Genomic DNA, 19803 nt, shown 5'->3' on the forward strand with positions numbered 1-19803 from the left:
GTAAATATCTGTCAATGTCTAGGCCATAAAAAAGCCGCCCGATTGCTCAGGCGGCTTTTCCGTTAATGTCTAAATGTTATACTGTAATCTCTAACTCTTCCGAAGGGTCGATTTTAGCTAGCTTCTTATCCAGATCATGCTCAATCAACGCCCCACTCTCATGCTCCTCTACGTACTCTTCGAGTAACATCTCCTTACCACCTTCGACTAAGTTGTCACTTCGCTGCGACCCCGCTTTCGGATAAACATCTAAAAATGTAATTTCCTGCCGTTCTTTATTGATAAACGAAATCACCCGGAAACCACCACTCTTATTCTTACCGTTACTCTTACAGGGAAACCTCACCTTGATTACCAAACTGTTACTTCCAAAGGTTTCCAAAATAGAATTATTGGATACAATCAAGTCTTCAATGTTCTTCCCCACAAGTTCACCACATATATCAGAAGGGCAAGAGCTATATCCATCTTTGGGGCGTTTGCAAAGGCGCTTCAAAGATGCCCGAAATCTGGAGGTGGAAAAGGCGCGCAACCTTACAAACGGCTAAGGATTGAACGTAGTTTTTCGTTGCTCTTGGCGGCAACATGGGCTGTCTCAATATCCTGTATTGCCTCCTTCAAATGGTCAATCTCCATCTTATAGGTATTGATTGCGCTTTGAATAGCCTCAGCAAATGAGGTACGCTGGAATTTAGCAACGCTTTTATCGCAATCATTATGAAATTCTTTTAGCCTGGGCAGAAGGGCTAATAATTCTTCAACGGCAGCCTTAGATGTGCCAAGGGCGATACCGTTAGAAATATCAATAATATCCTCAACAATGGTATTGATCCCATTGATGATTATATCCAAAACGGCCTTAAAGGCAAGAGCGCGATCGAGGTGGTCATCAGACCACCGCTCAAGTGTAACAACATCCTCAGAGGTAGATTGTGTATACACGGCCACCTCATTGATTTTAGCATCAGAAACTGCGAGCATGATAGGGGTGCCTATATTTTTTAAATAATAGTAATACGATAACGAATACCTGAATAGGTAATTGTCGTTTGTTGTCGCTCTACTTGACTAGGCTAGCGCAACGTTCACGTAACGCTTGCTTATCGACCTGTATTTGCTTATAAATAGGACTATTCAAAGCCGAGGTCGCTATTGTGCGCTTAGTGGTTTTCATAGCTGTGTCCGTAGTTGTGCGACTTGTTGTGTGGGCTACAGAATGGCTTACTGAACGGTTTACAGAATGAATAACTGTATGACCTACTTCATGACTTTCTGTACGCTTCCCGTACAATAGTACAAAATTAGTACCACTAATGTTCATACTGCTAATTCTGGTGCTACTAATTTTAGAACTACTAATATTCGTACTGCTAGTTCTAGTACTACCAATTCCAGTGCCACTAATCCTAACACTGCTAACTCTAATGCTGCCAGAGGTAAATACGGTTATTCTAGAACTGATAGTTTCGGAAAGGCTACAGTTCAGCAGGCTTATCACCGGGCTGCACAGAGGAAGACAGGTTTAAAAAAATGGGGGTTTGGGGGAGGGGGTTGCTTTAGATTAAGTAGACAGCCTAAAAATCGTTATTGATAGCCATTGCCGACTTGAGCGAATTGAAAAGCGACTGAGCCGTTGAGTTGATAGCCACAACAACAGAGCGACTTGATTCAAGTATACGCTTATTGGTCGCTATACCCTGTTCAAGTTCCTTCTTTTCGGACTTCTTGGTTGTTTGTTCCAGCTTCTCTTCTTGATTCTTGATATTAGCCATTATCCTGTTTTCGGCAGACAGTGTTTTGTCATCTACCATAATGTAATAAGTCTCGACCGCCCCCTTCATGCCTTGTTCTATATCTGTCATAATAACCCTATAGCGGTCATCTTTACAGTCTATCGTTATGACATATTTCAACTTTGAGAAGATACTAGCAGCATCGTTGATGTCTGAAAAACCTTTGATAACAAGTCGCCCAGCCTCTTTATCTTCAAATTGTATAACGCTCTTATAGTCACCGAAGGACTTTGTGACCCAGGTTTGTGCGTTTTTGAAAAGGCTAGCCTTGTTGTTTTTGACTTGTATGACTTGCTGGTATGATACACGCCCAGTAGTTGAGTCGATAGGTAGGCCCACTGATTGACCAAGCGCACAGGCACCCGTAAGCAGAAGAAAGGGAAGAGCAGCGACAAGCAATCTTATTGCAATGGCATTTGTGGTTGCTGAGGCGATAGACAGTCTTTTCATTGGTTATACTTTAAAATAGTAATGTTTATTATATTAAACAGTTAATGGTAACTTGCGTAGGCAAATCACAAAACATGAATACTCCAAAGGAAATAGGCGACTACATCAAGCAGTTGCGAAAGTTGAAAAAAATGACGCAAGCTGAGGTTGCGCTTCAATTAGGCGTAAAAACAACCACTTACACGCATTTTGAAACAGGTCGAACTAATATGACGCTATCAACTCTGAACAAGATAGCTGAGGTATTAGGGTATGAACTACAGGTGTCATTTAGCCTTAAAAAGCCAGTTGAATAAAAATAATTAGTTTTAATCAATCTTTTTTGCGTCTAAATATTGATTATAATAAACTATTAGCTATATTTGTACATACCAATTAGCCAACGGCAAAAGCGACACAGTACCTACGGGTTGCCTCGCAAAGTAGTCTACTAGCCAACTGGTATAAAAAGAAAACCCCTAACGCTGCGAGACCGGGAAGTTACTCAGCAATTAGGGGCCGTTTGTTTCACTCAAACCTTGCGGTTCTCATGAACACAGCACAAAACTACAGCGCACAGGATGCGTCTGCAACCCCTCTTGAGCAATCGGCTCAACAAAACGCGCCAACGGTCAATTCTGACCAATCAACGGCAGAAAGTCTATTTAATCAGTTGGGCTTAGGTATTGGGAACGATGGGTATAGCGACCCCTTATCAATGATTACCTACCGGGCATTGTCCGAGTATCAGGGCAAGCAAGTACGCCAACTGATTAAGTGCATGATTGAGGGTGACGAAGATATGCTGGTTATGGCAGGGGGTTTACTGTCAGAAATCGAGCGTATCAGCGACCAACTGACCGAAATTGCCGACAATCTGGCATCGGTCGCACTGAGTAAGTACCTCGAAAATGAGGCGTTCAATAATCCCGACAATTACGAGACAGAGGCGGATTACGACAATCGGCAACGCGACCAGTACGAAGCGACAATCAGAGGCATTGTTCTCAACAAGTAATGGAAAGGCTACAACTGACTACCGGCGCGCAAGGCGCGCCGGTAGTGGCTGGCCTGAAAGATTACTTCCAGAAGATTCAGCAACTTGCCGCAACAGGTGAGCAATTCCCAGTTGATTTAGATGAGGTTTGGCCGTTGGTCTATTCCCAGAAAGAGAAGGCTGTTCGCGCCCTGCGTAAGACCTTTTTCGAGGGGCAGGATTTTGAGGTTTTAACCCGAAATGGCGAAAACCCAAAAGGCGGCAGACCTGAACAGTCCTACCGACTTTCGACTAGTTGTCTGGAATACTTTATAGCCCGTAAGGTGCGCGAAGTCTTTGACGTATACCGGGCTGTTTTTCATCAGGCGACAACCGCCATTCAAGCACCTGCAATAGATCCGGCATTGCTCCAGATTTTACAGCAACAGTCTCAACTAATGTCCGGCCAGCAATCCCAGATCGACCAGCTACGAAGCGAGATTGATTCAATCCGTTCGGGCAATCGGGTCAAAAAGCAACTGCCTCGCCAATTGCCTATTCCCCTTGTCGATAACCGGCAAACCCGGCAAGTTATCAGCCGCCGAATTGCGGAGTATTGCGGCCTACGGAACTGCCAACAACGTGAGGTATATCACTACCTGTATCAACGTATGCAGTCTGTCTACGGGCTTAACGTGTGGCAGTTGACCCGACACCCTGGCGAAAGTGTAATTGATGCCGTAGAGCGTTACGGCTACCTGGATAGGGTGCTTGCCTTGATTTCGGCTGAGTTAGCTATTCCCAATTCTTAATTCTGATTCATCAACTACCCGACCTAAGCAATTAGGTCGGGCCTTAGTCATAGCCAGCAAATGAACAACACCGAAGCAAATAGCGAATTGGTAGCGGTTGAACCTGCTTTGCCTATTCCACTCGACAAAGGCCCAAGCCTTATGATTCGGCTAATAAACGGCTCAATGGCCCCTAAGTTTCCGGCCAATTCTTACGCCTTGTGCATACCTCTAACTGGTAAGCAGCAAATGAAACGGGGGAGTTCTTACGTCTACCATTCCCGGCAAGGGTATTTCGTCAAAGTGTTTGAGGGCTTTGCTGATAATGCAATCTGTTTGCGGTCAATGAACCCGACTTGTAGCCCTGTTGAGACAATACCTATAGCTGACGTAACGGGTATCTATTCGGTAGAATGGAAGATTAACAAAGCAGCCTAAACTACCTGTCTATCAATCCGGCCTGAGCAATTGGGCCGGACTTTCACAGCACCACAATGCAGACCAATAAACCCAAAAGGCGATGCCTTACTATTCAGGAAAGGGAATTGATTGTTGAGGCTTACGGTAGTGGGGTATCTTCTGCCGTTCTAAGTAAGCAATACGCAGTAAGCGACAGGTGTATATGCCACGCCGTTAAACGGGCCTACGCCCCAATTAGGTATCAAAAAATAACCTCCGATCAGGAAAAAACAAATGCTGTCAGGGCTTATGCTGAGGGGAAGTCTATGGCCGTAATAAGAAAAGAGTTCAGAATAAGCGAAAAGCTACTTCTTCGATTGCTCAAGGAATCCAACACGCCGATACGTGGAGCTAAAAACCAAATACAAGAACACAAGGATAAGGCTGTTGAATTATACGAGTCTGGATTGACGATCAATGAAGTGGCTGACCAACTAGGGGTTAACGCTCATAATGTGTACTACTTCTTACGGGGTAAGGGTATAACTAGAAATCCTGCCACTGTCAATAAACTAACGTGGAACAAGTCTCATGTTAATGTTAATCGACGCGCCAAATTAAGGCTCCTTAACTCCCGCCAAAAAGGCAATGCTAATGCAAGTTGGAAGGGAGGCATAACCCCACTGGTCAAGGTAATCAGGGGATCCGAAAAATCTAAACAATGGCGCAATGCCATTTTTGCGCGTGACAATTATACCTGTCAATCGTGCGGGCGTAGTTCGTCAGAACTAAAAAGCGGCTCACTACAAGCTGACCATATCTACCCGTTTTCTGCGATAATCAAGGAACACAAGATTGAAACCATTGAGCAAGCTGAGGAATGTAAACAGCTTTGGAATACCGACAATGGCCGCACGCTTTGCATACCCTGCCATAAGCAAACACCTACTTACGGATTCAAGGCTACCCGCTACCATAAACGCCATTCATCGCATGAATAAGCTACCAGCTACCACCAAATGGCACGTTGCCGACTCCTATCAAAGCGGCGAATCTGTGCAGGAAATAGCGGCTAGGCTGGCTATCTCAGAAGAATTGGTACGTAGTGCCGTAGCGGTCAAAAGAAAGCCTGTCAAGCCACAAAAAGGGGCTACACATGATCCGGGTTCAGTACTTCGTGTAACGCTTGTTACCTACGACCCCGACTTGCAAAAAGCACTATTACAAAAGATACGAACAACGCCCCTTTATGGCGACTGGCGTAAGGCTGTGTTACGGCGCGACAAGTACCGATGTTGCGAGTGTGGTAATACGAAGAAAGTGCAGGTAGACCATATCTACCCCTTAAGTGCCATTATTCACAACTACCGACTCTACAGCCTTGAGGATGCGGCAGAGTGCGAATTAATCTGGCGAGTCAGTAACGGGCGAACGCTTTGCGTTACCTGTCACCAGCGCACCGATACACACGGAGCTAAGGCAAAGCGGCTATGGATGAGGCCCGATGAGGTTGATTAAAACAAACAGCCCCTCGTTAAGAGGGGCTGTTTGTTTTAATCTCCATAGCATTAAAGAACTCTAACGTTTGTAGGTCTCGCATCGGGCTGAGTATCATCTATAATAGAAAATACCTCTGTTGTGGCTTGAGTTGTATCTTGAATTGCTTTTCGGATCTCCTTGTAAGGCGTATCCGTAGTGATATGACTATTTTCTCCACCCCCTGTGCACCTTATGATACAGCCTGCTGTAAGTGCCTTGACGTTTATAATCTGGCTAACATTAACCAGATATTTGGTCTGTCCGCGGCCCATCAATTCTAAGAATCTTGCCATTACATTAAAGGTGTTTAGATTTCTGTAATCAGAGCGAGTTCTCTGACTTACAATCAAATTAAACTGATTGGTGCGGCAACGCAAGAATAATTGACATAAGCGCATATTACTCAACGACCTTAAAAGGTAATGCAATAGAATTATAGATTACCTCCAATACGTAGCGAGAACACCCCTATACCCCATTTTTAACCAGTTTTCCTCTGTGCAGTCCGGTAATAAACGTACCATTGCGTCTTAAACGTAATAAGTCACTATTCCCGTAACAAAATGGAAACTATAAACCTGGCACCTAGCCAAGATGTATTGCTGCGCTTTATGCTTTATCCCTCCTCACCCGCTACAGAGGTTATACAGCTAGGTCTCGATCAATGGATTGATTCGCAAGATGGATTTGGTGGTAAATATGAATATGGAACCAGGCACCGATTAGTCGATAAAGGGCAATCCAACACCGAAGAAGAATACATAGTAGCTGCGCCGCCATATATTCGCAGAGTGCCACATCCAACGAAAGAGGGTAAGATATTAATAACACTGCTTGTATGTGTCGTTGAGGTCGATCGTTGGACCCAGTTTGCGGCAAAGCCGACGTATTGACTATGTGAATCAAAGGTGAGCCCCCTCCCTTTTTTTAAGTCCGGTTTATACTTCGTTACGACTCGCTCAATTTACCGCACATGGTAAACTTTGATGTGACTTACTCCAACATACCTTTAATACAGTACCTAGTTATTTATGCAGTTATTGAGCCAAATCATAAACGAACTTATGGATTCCAGTCGAGATCTGACTGGACCTATGTTGAAAACTAAATTCTTAGCCCACAAAATAGGTAACAGTGAGCTACTGGAATGGGTCAACAAAGAGCTAAATGGCTATAAAAATGCGGATGATTTACCGGATTATAGAAACGTTCGAGTCACCACTACGATGAGTTTTGTTGTTGGAGACATTAAATGGAGTGGTCAACCAATTCCAACGGCAGGGATGTCAGATGCAGCCAAACGCTTATTAAGTGAAGGCTACTTTTTGGAGTCAGTTGCTACGCTTTCTACCTTTTCCTCAAATGATGCAGATGATAGGTTAGCATTTAACATACCTGCCGAATTGGTGAGGTACGTAGAGATTCATATTAAGGAGCTGGGCCATAATCCCTATTTCAATATTGTAAGCATTCGAAAAGAAGCTTCCTTTAGTGCAGCGGTGCAAACCTTAGCTGTTATAAGGAGTCGCCTTCTTGATTTTATGCTTGAGATTGAAGAGGAACTGGGCAGCGAAACAACTATCGAATCATTACGTGCTGCAAATAGACAAATTACCACGATCATGTATAATACAATCACCAATACCGGCGATGGAAACGTTATTAACTCAGGCGATCAGGCTCAGGTGAACGCAAGTATATCTATTAATCGAGGTGACATTCAGGGCCTTGTTAATAAGTTGACGGAGTTAAAGGTTAGCGAGCCAGACCAGGCAGAACTGATTTCAGCCCTTGCGATAGAAACAACCGATCCCGATACTAACTTATTTGGGCCTAGGGTTAATGAATGGATAACTCGAATGCTTGGCAAGGCGTTAAACGGAAGTTGGCAAATTGGAGCAGGAGCCGCAGGAGGCGTGTTAACTGAACTTGTGAAGGCTTACTACGGAATAGGCAAGTGAACAACTTTCTAGATGAACTTAATATTGACAACTAACTTTATTTCCTTCAAACCTTTGCAACAATGGATGAAAAGAAAAAATTTACACCTGGCATGGTCGTAGAACTCATGTCAGGTAGTCCCAAAATGACCGTCTTAAGGTATAATGGCGATGGCTTAATCTGCGAATGGTACAGCGAGACAAAGGCAGAATTTCAGTGGCACGAATTTAAAGAAGTAATGCTTATTGAGGTGGGTCGAGATTAAGATCATGGAATAGACGGCCGTTCTTGCATTCATGATGATTGCAATTTAGTCTAACTGCAAGCTACAAAAAGAGCCCGGTCACTGTGACTGGGCTCGAATATTTTAGTAGTTAATTATCGGGGATAATACCGACCTATTGTTAATCTAAAAATCTAAAGGAGAACATACAGGTAAGCTAATTTAGGCTTTAACAATCCAAAGATATGTACGCCAAGCTCGCTACTTCGGCAAGTTTCAAATAAAATCAATTCCTGACACAAGCCATTTTTCTGTTTTTTTTATAAAGACAGATAATTTGCGGTAAGCTATTAATAGCTATACAAATTTTCAACAAAAAATATGCTCAATTAAACAAGAGACGTCATGAACCAGTTGCCAGATAACAATTCACCAGAAAAAGCACTCTTTGAACTTCGCTTTAGCTCGACTATTCCCCTAAGCAAGAAGACAATCGTTAGCTATTTTGAAAATACAGACTTTAACCCATCTGATTTAGGTATCGAAAACTTAACCTCTGCACAGATACTATATCAAGAACAAACAGCTGAAGATGAAATTGGACGCCCACGAACAGATAAATATTTAATACTGAACGTTAGTTTTGAAGAATTCATCAGAAAAAACAAAACTAAATATGAAGAAATCAATAAAGCAGCTATCGACCAAATAAATTTTGGCCACAATGGTGATTTCTATCTGAAGTATTTTCAGCCTTATGTAGCCAAGTTCCACCATTTGCGCTGGCACCTAATACAATATCTTATATGGAGATACGGGTTGATTGAGGGTGATAACATATGGAAGAATATGGGAAACTCTTGTAAATGGAGTATCGATTCAAAAGAAGGGAGTAACCCACTTACGAATATATATATGTTAGGTGAAGTTACTTTTACTGTAAACATACCAGAGATAGAGCTTAAAACAGATGATTTTTCAGACTTTACTGTATCATATAAAAGAAGTGGGAATGGAATTCCACTGCATAGGGAAATATTAGTTGAAGCAGAGTTCTTAAAGAACAAGAGTAGATTTAGAAGTGCCTTGTTAATGATTTACACTGCGTTAGAGGTAGGTACCAAAAGTTTATTAACTTATAAAAATCCAGACGCTACATGGCTCGTTGAACATACGTCTACACCTGATATTGTTAAAATACATAAAGAATATTTGCCCGCTATTATTGAAGACCCATTGACAAGTGAAGAATTAGATTTGTTGAGAAAATTAACATCTCAAAGGAATATAATTGCTCACTCAGGGAGGGTATCTGATAAATTAGATATTGACAAGTATTTTTCTTTCGCTGAAAAGGCTCTTTACAAGATTGAGTCTAATATGGATTATAAATGGGCAAAAGATGTGTATTCCCCGAGTAAGAATTTCCCTATAGGGGGATAAGCTTGCATGTTGGCGTAGGGCTTCACTGTCAGTCTGAGAGAGCTTTGTGAGGCGAAGGAGTTCGAGAGGTTATTCTTATAAGATATTGAGATTTCGCCTAAACGATTTACACGCAGTTCGTCCCGTAACAGTCTCTCAAATTCCCTCTTAATGTATATAATTACTTGCAATTCGCTAAGTCAAACACCCCCAAACCCCATTTTTTACTCATTTCCCCCTGTGCAATCCAGTGATAAACGTACCATTATAGCTCCTAATAGCCGTTCTTACGTCGTATCTTAGGGTAGCTTTCGTAAATTAGTTAATAATCACAAATTTAATAAAAGTAGACATTATGAGCTTCGTCATGCTTGAATCTCCAGATAGAAATAAGCTACATAAGTATCTTCAAAACAGCAATAAGCCCCTAGAAGGCAGAATACCTTTTGCGAGTTTATTACTTGCGGAGCAATACCTGTCCAAAAAAAACAAAACTATTAAGCAATGGAAAGAAGATAAGGTTCCAGCAGTAGTGAACTGGGAAAATAAAATTGAAAAACGTACTGTAACCTCGAAAGGAATTAATTACGTAATTATCTTAAATCACATTAAGAAGTACGGATATTTTAATCCGAAACAATTTGATTTATACTCTATAAGGGAAGATTTTTTAGACTTAAAGACTGAAGTAGGAGTAGCTTTACACACTAAAGATAAACGGACAAGTATAGAATTGTGGAATTCTTCTAATTATTTAGGAGAGAACTTCCCTATTACGCCTAATTTGGGTCGAGAGGGTATAATAATTAGTTGTTTTTTAGATCAATTATTACACAGAGTAGCTAAAAATAGAGAATTAATTGTATTGAATTCGAATGATGTATTCTCAATTGATTGGCTTTTTTCGTTTAAGGACTTGATTAATGACGTAATATCAACATTAGAAATTTTTTTGCATTTGATTTATAATAAAGCTCAGTTCGATCCGCTTAATGGCTGGGTATTTGACAAAGATATACTTGGATCGAGTCACGGGAGAAGATTAACGGATAAGTTAAAATGGATCTATCAAATCTCTGGAAAACATCTTGGCATTGAAAGTTATAAGAATTCGTTACTATTTGTAAAAGAACTGAGAAACCATTTAAATCATTTTGATCCACCAGTGTTTTGCATAGCTATAGAAGAGATTGCAGATGTGCTTAATTACATTGTAGATATTGGCATGATTCATATTGAGATCAGAAAAGTACTAAATTTAAAAATATCAAGTACTTTGATTAATTTCATTTTACAACCTCAAATAGTCTTCGTTCCTGAGAAAATGTTTAGTCATAGAAAACCTCTGGATTATAATTCGGAGGGGTATAATTCATGTAGGTGGCCAAAAGGTGTAGATTAATTAATGCAATGTAGCTGATTAACTCTGCTGCGCCAGTCTCGTGTGACAAGGACTACTCGACTATATAATGTCTTAGCCAGCTTGACCATGTCGGCCATGAGCTCCATTGACTGGCGCTTACTGCCCAGCATCACGTCGAGCGAAATTTTCAGACTGTCGAGCTTGGTCTTTGCGTCGAGTACGTCGGTCGCAAACGACTTGAATTCTGACAGCGTGAAGGCCGCAATCAGCAGCTTTTGAAAGTTGCTGACTCTGCTTTCGAGATCCTTAAAATCGTTGCCCGTCTGCTGGGTGGTCTGCGAAGCGGTGGCTGCTGACTTTTTGAGCGAGGCGGTCTGCTCATCGATGGCATCGGTTACCTGACGAGAAGCCGCCACGACACGGATCATGCCGCGTTGCTGCTCATCGGCAAAAGTCGCCGCCTGCTGTTGGGCTTGTTTAGTGAGCTTGATGAGCTCAGCCACTTGATCGTTAAGTGTTGGCAGGTCACTGACCGCCTGGACAACAACGCGAATAGGTTCGGACACGTCTAGTGCATATGTGTGAGAGTGGGGTTTGGCCCGTCAGGTACGTTCCTGATCTACTGCCCGGTTACTTGCTTTGCTGGGATTCCAGCCGGTCAATCTCTGCCCTGGTGTGGCGTATGTAGCCCGCTACGTATTCGAAGTAGGGCTCAACGGTACACTCAGTAAGCCATCGTAACCGTACAGGGTCTCCCTGCGCGATTCGATAGTGGTCGTCGTAGCGGGCATCAGCCCAAGCGATTCCTTCAGTAAGAGGATGCGCGTCAAATCCCAGATTTCCTCCTGATTCATGGCCCTCAAAGCAGACTGGGTAGCGCCCTCGTATAGCTGCTGTAAGGGCACGAACTTTCCCAGCGGATCAGACGCAAACCGCCCATACAGCGAGGCATCACGTACCCAACTGGCTACTTTCTTTCGGTTGATGTCGGGGTCGTAGTCGAGTGGGTCTTCATCTTCACTCATGTACCAGAGTGACGCCAGTTCATACACCATCTGCACATCGATACCCAGCGACTGACGACTCTGCAACCGGCGAATGATGGCGTTGACTTCCAGCGACGGGGCGATATCGTCCGAGCCCGTTGCAATCAGCTTGATTTGTTGCTGGTTGAGATCGGCCATCAGCTTAAACGATGAGGTCAGCACGTCATCAGTTAGCCGCAGCTCGTCGTGGCGCCGCATCAGATCGCCGATGGCTGCGTACCGTTTGATGCCGAGGTTTGCCCCTGAGTTGGTCGCACAGTAGTACGTTACGTCTTCGTGGGTAAAGGCTTCTTCGAGCAGGCCAGCGTCAAGCGCTTCTTCAAAGTTGGGGTGCATACCGGCGATCTTGTGGTTTCAATTCCTGATAAAAGGCCGTCAAATCTTCGTGCGACACGCCTTCAATGGCGTACTGCATCGAATAGGCGTACAAACCCGGATCAAGCGACTTGGCCTTATCAGCAGGCCAGCCCAGAAACCGGCGCATGACGTCGGATGCATTGTCATCGATGCGACCAACGACCCGCACGTCGCGCACCGTCGGCAGTACCAGCATGAGCCGACCCATCACGCTAGGATCACGCGATAGCAGAATGATGCGCATGATGTAATCGTAGTAGGGGCGCTGAAAGGAACCGAACTGCTCGTAGCTGGTCACGTTGGCCCCCTGCGTGGTGTGGCACGACAGCCAGCCGAGCGAATCGTCATCGGTTACGGTTTCGCCCTCACTGGTGATCAGCGTCGTGCGGTTTTCCTCCTGACTGAAGACAGGGCGACACAGACCGAGCAGGCGCGACGGTCTGCCGTCCAGATTGTGCAGCGGACCGGGATAGTTGTCGAGGGCTGCGTTGATAGCGGTGATGGTTTCGGTAATCATGATTTGAGCTTAAACTGTTTATAGAAGCCAAATAAGACAATCATGATCGTCTGACGACGCACCTCAAAAGCAATCAGCGATCGATAGAATCGGCCACATTCGAGAAGAGAAAATCCATAGTGGCGTTTATGCTTAGGCTTTACCCGGTCGCGCCTGCTTTTCCAGATAGAGAAGAGGCGAAACGCGCCTATGTATGGCGCAAAGGCCCAGTATCCGTTCTCCCGCGTCCCCGCCTGATTACCTATTTCCATTGGTTTTACTGCTTTAGTTTTACGTGTAATCGATCTTTAAACCCATCCGTCACGGCCTCCCGCTCGTCGTTTGACGGCCCAAACGAAGGCCCGAAATAGGCTTCGAGGTATTCGGCTCGGTCGGCTGCCTCCTGCGTGGCAAAGCCGCCCGTTGCCTGCCGTGGCTCCGACGACAATACCTTCCACTCGTTGAACATGTCGCCGCTATTGGTAAAGTCGACCCGATCAGTCTGCCGACCCCGTTCAGTGCGCTTCTTACCGTAGCCCCGCGAATAGGCACCGAGCCGCTTGGCTGATTTGGTGCGCAATGCCTGGCCGTTCTGTCCTTTGCCGTTCTGCTGAATCCGGTGTGCGATCAACGCCAACGCGTCGTGTGCTGCTTCAGCCAGGTTCTCCTGCAAGTCGTTTTCAGCGCCTGAGATAGTAGCCATCAGCCGTTGCAGCACACGTTCCGCGTTGGTTTCGATCTTGTACATGGGGCAGTTTTAGTCCTTCCAGGTAAGCGCCTTTACAGCCCACATCTGCGCGGTCTGCAATTCAGTAATTGCCACACTACAGAGTCGCTTTTGCTCACCGCTCGTTGATGAGTTGCGGAGATTGTTCATCTCGTCAATCCGGTCAGCAAAGCCCTGCTTACACTGGCCGACAGCATCTGAATTTGAAGGGTTGAATGAGAGGCCTACTGCCTTTTGTCCGAACGTCTGTTCCATGTCTGATTATGTGCGGCGAAAACCGCGGTTAGATTGAATTGTAAGGGGTTTGCTGACTATTCATAGTCAGGTATGAATATTATCCGATCTCTTCCAGGTGGATATTTAGCTCTTTCAGATCGAGCCGTAGTTGCAGGGCTTGAATAGGAGCGCTGCCGTACACCACTGCCAGCATGCCATCATACAGGAATTGGAGCCGATGCATGAAGCTGGTCGTACGCCACACCGCTACAGGGCTACCGTTAGCGTCGTAGGTTTCCACATTGCCAACATCGCCCTCGCCCCGCCAAACGGTGTGCGGCTGAACCAACGGCATAGGTTCCAGAAACGGGTGACAGTCATCAGCGGCACAGGACAGGTAGCCGCGCATGATTCCGATCAACAGGTTTTTGGCTGCTTCATCGTTGGCCAAGCTGGCTAAACGCTCCAACTCCTGCGCCGTGTTGGCCATTGCTGGGTTGATCTTAGCCAGTTCAATTAATTCGTTTGTCTGTTGCTCTGTCATACGGGTAATTGTTACACTAATGAAATCGGGTAGTACCCCGGTTGATCGTCTGGATCAGGCACCACGATAGAGGCAGGCGCTGCGTTGATCTCGGTCACGATGCGACGGGCCAGCGGTTTGAGCAGCACGGTTGCCTCGTCGATAAATTCGACCTCCTTCTCCCTGGCGAATTCCAGATTGGTGTTGGTGTACAGGTTGATTCGATTCGACCCCCGCTTATCAGCCATCAGCAAACTGCCGAGTATGTGATTGTAGCAGTCAGCCAGATCAGCGGCAAAGCCTTCGATGACGCTGTCGAGCGAATGGCTGACGGTCGCCGCAATCCAGACAAAGGCGCTTCTGGCCGCAAACCCTGACGCATCCAACGTATTTGGCACCAACGCGCCCGTTGTCATCGTGACACCCGAGTCGCCCGTCATGGCGTTCGCTGATGCACCAAGTTCCTTGAGCGATAACGCCGAGGCGTCAATGCCGACAAACACGTCAAGCCCGTACATATCGACAGGTAGCTTGATGTTGCCCAGTGACGAGTAAGGCCCGCGCCCACCACTGCGCGCAATGGTTTTCTCAGTGACCGTCTTTTGGTTGAGGTCAACGATCTTGACGGGCAGGTTGAAGGCACCCACTTCGGCGATCTCGACAATCAGCGACTGAATCACCAACTGACGATAGGGCGAATACGGTACCGTAAACCGGCAACCGTACCAATCAAAGGGCTCTAGTAAGGTTGCAATCATCGTGTCTTTGAGTTTCCAGACCGATGTTTGCGCGACGGTGTGCTGAAACTCACCGGTTTTGTTAAACTCGTTTTCCAGCATCGACCGCAGCTTAGTCAGGGCCAGCCGGTTGATGCGTTCCCACGTTTCGGCTGCTGACTGATCGTCTTTGCGCACCGCGTTGACCAGTTGGGTACTCATGCCGGGCAGGTCGTTGACCCAGACAGGGACGTCGGTGGCGATGCCACGCAGACCGACGTAGGAAGCAAAGGGATTAGTCATTGATTAGGCCTTAGCGGCTGCTTGGTATTCTTGAGCTTTGTTGAGCAGTGCTACCGCTTTGCTGTGCGCTTCGTCTGCTTTGGCTTTATAGTCATCAGCCTCTTTGACCCACTCAGCAGCCTGGGCCGCTACATGATCCGATAGATCAAGGGCACGTACCTGTATTTGTCGTTTAACCTCAGAGGCTATACTGATGCCTACCATCAGATCCTCGCCATAATGGCCAGTGAGCAGATCAACGCAGTAGCTAACTGCATCTTCGTCATTGGCGAATGTTGGCATAGCAGGCTCTTTCCAGGCATCGGCTATTTTATCGACACAGCCGAACTCGGTGCAAGCCACATGGCCGCAATCGCCTTTGCATTCGCTTTGCACTTCCTTTGCAGTTTCTGGCTGTTTTGCAAAGAGATTGGCAAAGGGATTCGGGCTGTCGATCGCCTGATCACTCGCCACTGGCATAGGTTTAGCCAACTCTTTAGCCAACGTACCGTCAGCGTCCATCTCGGCCATTTCCTCGCCAAACGTCTGTTCCGTCACCTTGATAGGTTTCGGTATTGGCTTGCTAGATTCTGGTACCGACTTGATAGGTTCGGGCGCTACTTCCTTAGTGGCTGGCTGCTCATCCTTTGGCGTGAAGAACTGAATGCCTGGCTTCTTATTCTTGGCCCGCTTTTCCTGCTGCAACACCTCGATTGGCGTAATGGTCAACAGCTTGGCCGTACGGGTAAACTGATCACCATCGGCCAGTAGATTCTTCTCAATGCATTCCAGATCGCGCAATGCATCGAAGAAGCCAGCATTGACTTTGTAGGAATTGGTGAAGGCAACCACGTCAATCGGCACCTGTTTTGCTTCTTTCAGCGTACCTACTAGCTCGAATAGGGCTTTGGTGTAGCGTTCTTCCTGTGTAGTCGTTTTCATTATTCAGGGATTATGTGCCGGATTATGGCGGGTTTGATAAAGAATCGTAGGACAAAAAGCAGTTAGCCCGTTTTCTGGATGCGCTGAAAGGTGCTGTATTCGAAGTTGCAGAGTGCGTAGCGGAACGTATCGCCCATGTGGCCGTAGTTCTTCTTGTCACAGTCTTTCTTATCCAGGCTACCGTCAGACAGGCGACGCATGCGCTTGACGTCAGAGGCCAGTACCGGGCATTTGGTGCTGTCGATGGTCAGCTTGCTGTTATAGTGGGAAATCAGCGCATTCGATACGAAGCAGCTGGAGTCGGTGCCGATGTTACTGGTTGGTACCTGGTCGTAGTTGCAGAACCTGGCCCCGTACTGGCTCATGTAGCCGCGAATCAGTTGCCACGCCGACTTATTGCCCTTCGTGTAAGCCGATGCATTGTTACCCGACGCATCACCCGTAAAGTGCAGGAAGTTGCGGCCGTAGCGCTGGGCCAGTTCCTTACAAACACCTTCCAGGTCCAGCCCCTCGATGTGTAGCTCTTCGATAAACTGCAACCCGCCGCCCTGCTTTTGCATGACCAGGACCGAGTTGGTGACGTTAAAGTCAAAGCTGAGGTAGATGGGCACCTTTGGATCGTAGGTGCAGGTACCGAAGTAGTTGGCGCCTTTGACCAGCAACCGGTGGAAGTAGGGGTTTTCGGGCCGTGGCACCCCCCATTTGCCGAGCGCGTCAATCTCGAACTTGTCGGGGTCAACGGTTTCGAGCCAGGCAAAGAACTCGTAGGCTGACTGCGGACAAAAGGGGTTGTCGCCATAATTGGCCAGCACCCGATTACTAGGTATCGTCTTCTTATCGAAGATGTCTTTGTAGATCCAGCTATCAATCGAAATCGGGTTAAACGTGAAGTGAAACCGGGGAGGAATGCCCTGGCTATTCCGCAGCGAACCGAACATGCTCAAAAAGTCCTTCTGGCCGATCTCGCCTTTATCGGTAATCGGTTCCTCAACCCAGATGTCAGTCGGGTCAGCAATCGACATAATCTTCTGCGGATTGTCGAAGGAACCGGCCAGCATGATATTACCGGTGCGGGTGTTGAGAATCGTGTAATCCGAATCCCGGCACACGAACTGATCAGATAGCCACTTCTGCCCGTTGATAATATCCTTGAATAGCTGGTACTGGCTGTTCTTGACGTCCGTCTGATTCTGACGGGCATAAATCACCCGGCAATATTTAGCCTCAGCAGACCGGGCCAGTAGCTCCCTGGCTTTGGTAGCTGATTTAGCCGAGAAGCGCGACCCGTACCAGATTTGAACGGGTGCCTCGTCAAAGAGATGCGGTATGAAGACGTCAGGCACCACAAAACAGCCATCCGGTACCGGGCGACCAATGAAACGCGACGCTGGCAGGAAGTTAATTACCTGACCCATCGCCGCCCTGTTTCTGGAATGCTTCGAAGGCGTCGATCTCTTCAGCCGTCCAGGCTTTGAGTTTAGCGCCGCCTTTATCGTCGACTACGATCTCTTTGGAGTCGCGCCACTTCTTGGGTTGCCGGTTGCGCAGCCACAGCGACGCCGCCTGCGTGTCAGGTGGGTAATGCTTGACCGTGTCGGTCGCCGTGACTTCCCCCTCGTAGGTGCTGAAATGCGTGTCGGGATGCGAGTAGCCTTTTGCCCGGTTGTACAGCGATTCAGCGATCTCGGCGTCAGCTATAATCTTCCCGCGTTGAATGGAGTCCGAAAAACTTGGATGCTCATTTTTCCACTTATACAGGGTTGACTCCGCTATCTGGAAAAAGTCGGCTAACTCTTCATCGGTAGCCCCCAGTAAACACAGCTTTCGAGCCTGCTCATCAAAGGCAGGCTGATAGTCTGACGAACGGCCAGGCGAATAACTATTCCCCGCAGGTGCAGGCATAACGTATGTAGTTGAATGGTTGACAAATATAATTATCTGTCAATATGATTCAAGCCGTTTATACACCGTTTAGCGACCATTTACATTATTTGTCAATCTTTATACTTGACAGATATTTATATTAATGCTATATTTGTTCATCGAATAACAGCAACACATACACACTATGAAATCACACGTTTTCACCCTCGCCGCCGCCCTTCGCCGCAAAGGTCTTTCCCTCTCCGAGTCACTGCGTAAGGCATGGGCTACCGTTAAGCTCCGCGCCTCAATGGCCGTTAAGCCGACCACATTCTTCTACACGAAAGGCGACGGTACAATGCGCTGGGCCGTGGGTTCGCTCGAATTCCCCGCTACGGATGCCCCCGGTGCCGTAGTCCGCTACTACGATATGCTGGCGCGTGACTACCGTTCATTCCGCGCCGACCGCCTGATTGTCGATTAGTCTTTACCCGGCCGGGTAGGTTGCCCGGCCCTTTTTTCACTCTCTTACTTTCTCCCTTACTATGTCTAAGACAGACACCCCAATTGCCGCCATCCCTACCGATGCCGCCCCATTCGTAAAACCGTACCAAATGATTCACGAGGGTACAGGTGAGGTTATCAGCAAATACAAATACCTCGAAGGCCACCCCCGCCAATATCGGTTTGATGCCAAAGAGGGCGTATTCAATATCAACGGTCTGGAAAAGCTGGGCCGGACGCTTACGTTTCAGCCGATCGCGTGGCGAATCTTCACCGACAATATCCTGAACATGGGTGTCAAGAACTGGGCTGAGGTCTTCTTCATCGACGAAAAAGGCTGTGTCTCTGCCGTTCTGTTTCATGGCTTTTCTGTCGATAATATCTTTCGGTTGATCGAGCCGCTGTACTACGACGATCTGACCCTTGCCGATGTCGTGATTACGGCTGTGGCTGAGAAGAAGGAGAACAATAAAATCCAGCCTAAAGGGATTTACTACATCGCCGACTTTTCGTACAAGATGGCCGAACCTGAAAAGTCGAAGGAGTTGAAGCTGTTCGCTCAGGATTACAAGGTCTTTCGTCAGGAAACGTTGACTGACATCGCCAACATCAAAACGGCTTTCAACTACTACAATCCGTTCGCCCACGCGATTGATGAGCCGCAACAGCCCGCTCAACTGCCAACCGGCGAAGCTCTTACTCAGTAAAATTTGGTGTGGATAAGCAGTAAAGGGCCGAGCTACTTGGTTCGGCCCTTTCTTCTCAGTCCACGTAATCAAGCCCCAATATGCTACTAGGATTCAAGACCCAAATCAAGGGCAGACCAACGGGATTTGTCAACAAGATTTTAGCCTGTTCAGAAGTTGCGCGTGGCATCACACACGCTATGCCTATGCCGCCAATTGACACCCCTCGTCCCAAAGTTCACACTATACGCGAAGATCAGCACAAGCGATGGAAGCCCGGCATGACGGTTCACTTCGCTACTGGCATACGCACAAAGCAGTATTGTCAGTTTGGAGTCGGCATCTGCAAATCGGTACAGAAGATTGTGATTCACGCTAACCCGATGGGCATTTTCATGATCCAGGTCGACGGCCGCGTACTGAGCAATATCGAATGTATGAAACTGTCTCTTGACGATGGGTTTGACCAGTTCAGCGATTTTGAAAGCTGGTTTGCTAATGATGCCATCGAAGCAGGAGGTTCCAAAACCTACCGGCTCATTCACTGGACTGACTTAAAATATTAATCA

At 46.6% G+C, this 19803-nt stretch carries 28 protein-coding genes; 14 read left to right on the plus strand and 14 right to left on the minus strand.

Annotation, left to right across the window (positions count from 1 at the left end):
• Nucleotides 1-76: 76 nt before the first annotated feature.
• The 3 genes from F7231_RS04315 to F7231_RS04325 form a co-directional block, all read right to left on the minus strand.
• The gene (locus F7231_RS04315; protein WP_166691015.1) at nt 77-496 is read right to left on the minus strand and encodes a hypothetical protein; all 420 of its coding nucleotides are present in this window, start codon (nt 494-496) and stop codon (nt 77-79) included.
• 38 nt (nt 497-534) lie between these two features.
• The gene (locus F7231_RS04320; RefSeq protein WP_166691016.1) at nt 535-981 is read right to left on the minus strand and encodes a hypothetical protein; all 447 of its coding nucleotides are present in this window, start codon (nt 979-981) and stop codon (nt 535-537) included.
• 593 nt (nt 982-1574) lie between these two features.
• Nucleotides 1575-2243, minus strand: coding sequence for a DUF4468 domain-containing protein (locus tag F7231_RS04325; RefSeq protein WP_166691017.1), 669 nt, complete (start codon nt 2241-2243; stop codon nt 1575-1577).
• Between the two features lie 74 nt (nt 2244-2317).
• Between F7231_RS04325 and F7231_RS04330 the strand changes: the two genes are divergently transcribed.
• From F7231_RS04330 to F7231_RS04375, 11 genes are all read left to right on the plus strand, one after another.
• Entirely contained in the window at nt 2318-2539 is a 222-nt protein-coding gene (locus F7231_RS04330) for a helix-turn-helix domain-containing protein (protein WP_166691018.1), read from the plus strand.
• Between the two features lie 233 nt (nt 2540-2772).
• Nucleotides 2773-3240 (plus strand): hypothetical protein, encoded by a 468-nt coding sequence (locus tag F7231_RS04335; protein WP_166691019.1) that lies wholly within the window; start codon nt 2773-2775, stop codon nt 3238-3240.
• A complete protein-coding gene (locus F7231_RS04340; protein WP_166691020.1) occupies nt 3240-4010 on the plus strand; it encodes a hypothetical protein in 771 nt (256 codons plus the stop codon). The genes F7231_RS04335 and F7231_RS04340 overlap by 1 nt, the downstream gene beginning before the upstream one ends.
• Before the next feature lie 60 nt (nt 4011-4070).
• Nucleotides 4071-4427 carry a S24 family peptidase gene (locus F7231_RS27815; protein WP_374757364.1) on the plus strand — a complete coding sequence of 119 codons (357 nt, stop codon included), beginning with the start codon at nt 4071-4073 and terminating at the stop codon, nt 4425-4427.
• Between the two features lie 56 nt (nt 4428-4483).
• Complete coding sequence (locus F7231_RS04345; RefSeq protein WP_166691021.1) at nt 4484-5389, plus strand: HNH endonuclease; 906 nt, start codon at nt 4484-4486, stop codon at nt 5387-5389.
• Nucleotides 5382-5906, plus strand: a complete 525-nt coding sequence (locus F7231_RS27220) for an HNH endonuclease (RefSeq protein ID WP_208295521.1) — start codon at nt 5382-5384, stop codon at nt 5904-5906. The genes F7231_RS04345 and F7231_RS27220 overlap by 8 nt, the downstream gene beginning before the upstream one ends.
• A gap of 584 nt (nt 5907-6490) precedes the next feature.
• Complete coding sequence (locus F7231_RS04355; protein WP_166691022.1) at nt 6491-6820, plus strand: hypothetical protein; 330 nt, start codon at nt 6491-6493, stop codon at nt 6818-6820.
• Nucleotides 6821-6958: 138 nt separating this feature from the next.
• Nucleotides 6959-7888, plus strand: a complete 930-nt coding sequence (locus F7231_RS04360) for an AbiTii domain-containing protein (RefSeq protein WP_166691023.1) — start codon at nt 6959-6961, stop codon at nt 7886-7888.
• A 62-nt stretch (nt 7889-7950) separates the two neighbouring features.
• Nucleotides 7951-8133 carry a DUF2158 domain-containing protein gene (locus tag F7231_RS04365; protein WP_166691024.1) on the plus strand — a complete coding sequence of 61 codons (183 nt, stop codon included), beginning with the start codon at nt 7951-7953 and terminating at the stop codon, nt 8131-8133.
• A 363-nt stretch (nt 8134-8496) separates the two neighbouring features.
• Complete coding sequence (locus F7231_RS04370; protein ID WP_166691025.1) at nt 8497-9534, plus strand: hypothetical protein; 1038 nt, start codon at nt 8497-8499, stop codon at nt 9532-9534.
• 346 nt (nt 9535-9880) lie between these two features.
• Nucleotides 9881-10915 (plus strand): hypothetical protein, encoded by a 1035-nt coding sequence (locus F7231_RS04375; RefSeq protein WP_166691026.1) that lies wholly within the window; start codon nt 9881-9883, stop codon nt 10913-10915.
• On the opposite strand, the gene F7231_RS04380 is transcribed toward F7231_RS04375, so the two are convergent.
• From F7231_RS04380 to F7231_RS04430, 11 genes are all read right to left on the minus strand, one after another.
• Nucleotides 10912-11379: a hypothetical protein gene (locus F7231_RS04380; RefSeq protein WP_166691027.1), complete on the minus strand. Its 468-nt coding sequence runs from the start codon at nt 11377-11379 to the stop codon at nt 10912-10914. The two genes, F7231_RS04375 and F7231_RS04380, sit on opposite strands and share 4 nt — an antisense overlap.
• A 189-nt stretch (nt 11380-11568) precedes the next feature.
• The gene (locus tag F7231_RS04385) at nt 11569-12258 is read right to left on the minus strand and encodes a hypothetical protein (RefSeq protein ID WP_166691028.1); all 690 of its coding nucleotides are present in this window, start codon (nt 12256-12258) and stop codon (nt 11569-11571) included.
• Nucleotides 12242-12796, minus strand: a complete 555-nt coding sequence (locus F7231_RS04390) for a hypothetical protein (RefSeq protein ID WP_166691029.1) — start codon at nt 12794-12796, stop codon at nt 12242-12244. Before F7231_RS04390 ends, F7231_RS04385 begins: the two co-directional genes overlap by 17 nt.
• On the minus strand, nt 12793-13047 hold the full coding sequence (locus F7231_RS04395) for a hypothetical protein (protein ID WP_166691030.1): 255 nt from the start codon (nt 13045-13047) through the stop codon (nt 12793-12795). The genes F7231_RS04390 and F7231_RS04395 overlap by 4 nt, the downstream gene beginning before the upstream one ends.
• A 5-nt stretch (nt 13048-13052) precedes the next feature.
• The gene (locus F7231_RS04400) at nt 13053-13523 is read right to left on the minus strand and encodes a hypothetical protein (protein WP_166691031.1); all 471 of its coding nucleotides are present in this window, start codon (nt 13521-13523) and stop codon (nt 13053-13055) included.
• Nucleotides 13524-13532: 9 nt separating this feature from the next.
• Nucleotides 13533-13757 carry an Acb2/Tad1 domain-containing protein gene (locus F7231_RS04405; RefSeq protein WP_166691032.1) on the minus strand — a complete coding sequence of 75 codons (225 nt, stop codon included), beginning with the start codon at nt 13755-13757 and terminating at the stop codon, nt 13533-13535.
• A 79-nt stretch (nt 13758-13836) separates the two neighbouring features.
• Nucleotides 13837-14262, minus strand: coding sequence for a hypothetical protein (locus F7231_RS04410; protein WP_166691033.1), 426 nt, complete (start codon nt 14260-14262; stop codon nt 13837-13839).
• An 11-nt stretch (nt 14263-14273) separates the two neighbouring features.
• Nucleotides 14274-15260 (minus strand): hypothetical protein, encoded by a 987-nt coding sequence (locus F7231_RS04415; protein WP_166691034.1) that lies wholly within the window; start codon nt 15258-15260, stop codon nt 14274-14276.
• 3 nt (nt 15261-15263) lie between these two features.
• Nucleotides 15264-16181 carry a hypothetical protein gene (locus tag F7231_RS04420; protein ID WP_166691035.1) on the minus strand — a complete coding sequence of 306 codons (918 nt, stop codon included), beginning with the start codon at nt 16179-16181 and terminating at the stop codon, nt 15264-15266.
• 62 nt (nt 16182-16243) lie between these two features.
• Nucleotides 16244-17596: a phage terminase large subunit gene (locus F7231_RS04425; protein WP_166691036.1), complete on the minus strand. Its 1353-nt coding sequence runs from the start codon at nt 17594-17596 to the stop codon at nt 16244-16246.
• Entirely contained in the window at nt 17580-18083 is a 504-nt protein-coding gene (locus F7231_RS04430; protein WP_166691037.1) for a terminase, read from the minus strand. The genes F7231_RS04425 and F7231_RS04430 overlap by 17 nt, the downstream gene beginning before the upstream one ends.
• A 166-nt stretch (nt 18084-18249) precedes the next feature.
• Here F7231_RS04430 and F7231_RS04435 point away from each other — a divergent pair, with 166 nt between their 5' ends.
• The 3 genes from F7231_RS04435 to F7231_RS04445 all read left to right on the plus strand — a co-directional run bounded on the left by F7231_RS04435 (nt 18250) and on the right by F7231_RS04445 (nt 19800).
• Nucleotides 18250-18528 (plus strand): SH3 beta-barrel fold-containing protein, encoded by a 279-nt coding sequence (locus F7231_RS04435; protein WP_166691038.1) that lies wholly within the window; start codon nt 18250-18252, stop codon nt 18526-18528.
• A 130-nt stretch (nt 18529-18658) separates the two neighbouring features.
• A complete protein-coding gene (locus tag F7231_RS04440; protein ID WP_229369635.1) occupies nt 18659-19255 on the plus strand; it encodes a hypothetical protein in 597 nt (198 codons plus the stop codon).
• Nucleotides 19256-19440: 185 nt separating this feature from the next.
• Nucleotides 19441-19800 (plus strand): hypothetical protein, encoded by a 360-nt coding sequence (locus F7231_RS04445; protein WP_166691040.1) that lies wholly within the window; start codon nt 19441-19443, stop codon nt 19798-19800.
• The last annotated feature ends 3 nt before the right edge of the window (nt 19801-19803 follow it).

It is taken from the genome of Fibrivirga algicola, assembly GCF_011742925.1.
GTDB classification, from domain to species: Bacteria; Bacteroidota; Bacteroidia; order Cytophagales; family Spirosomataceae; genus Fibrella; species Fibrella algicola.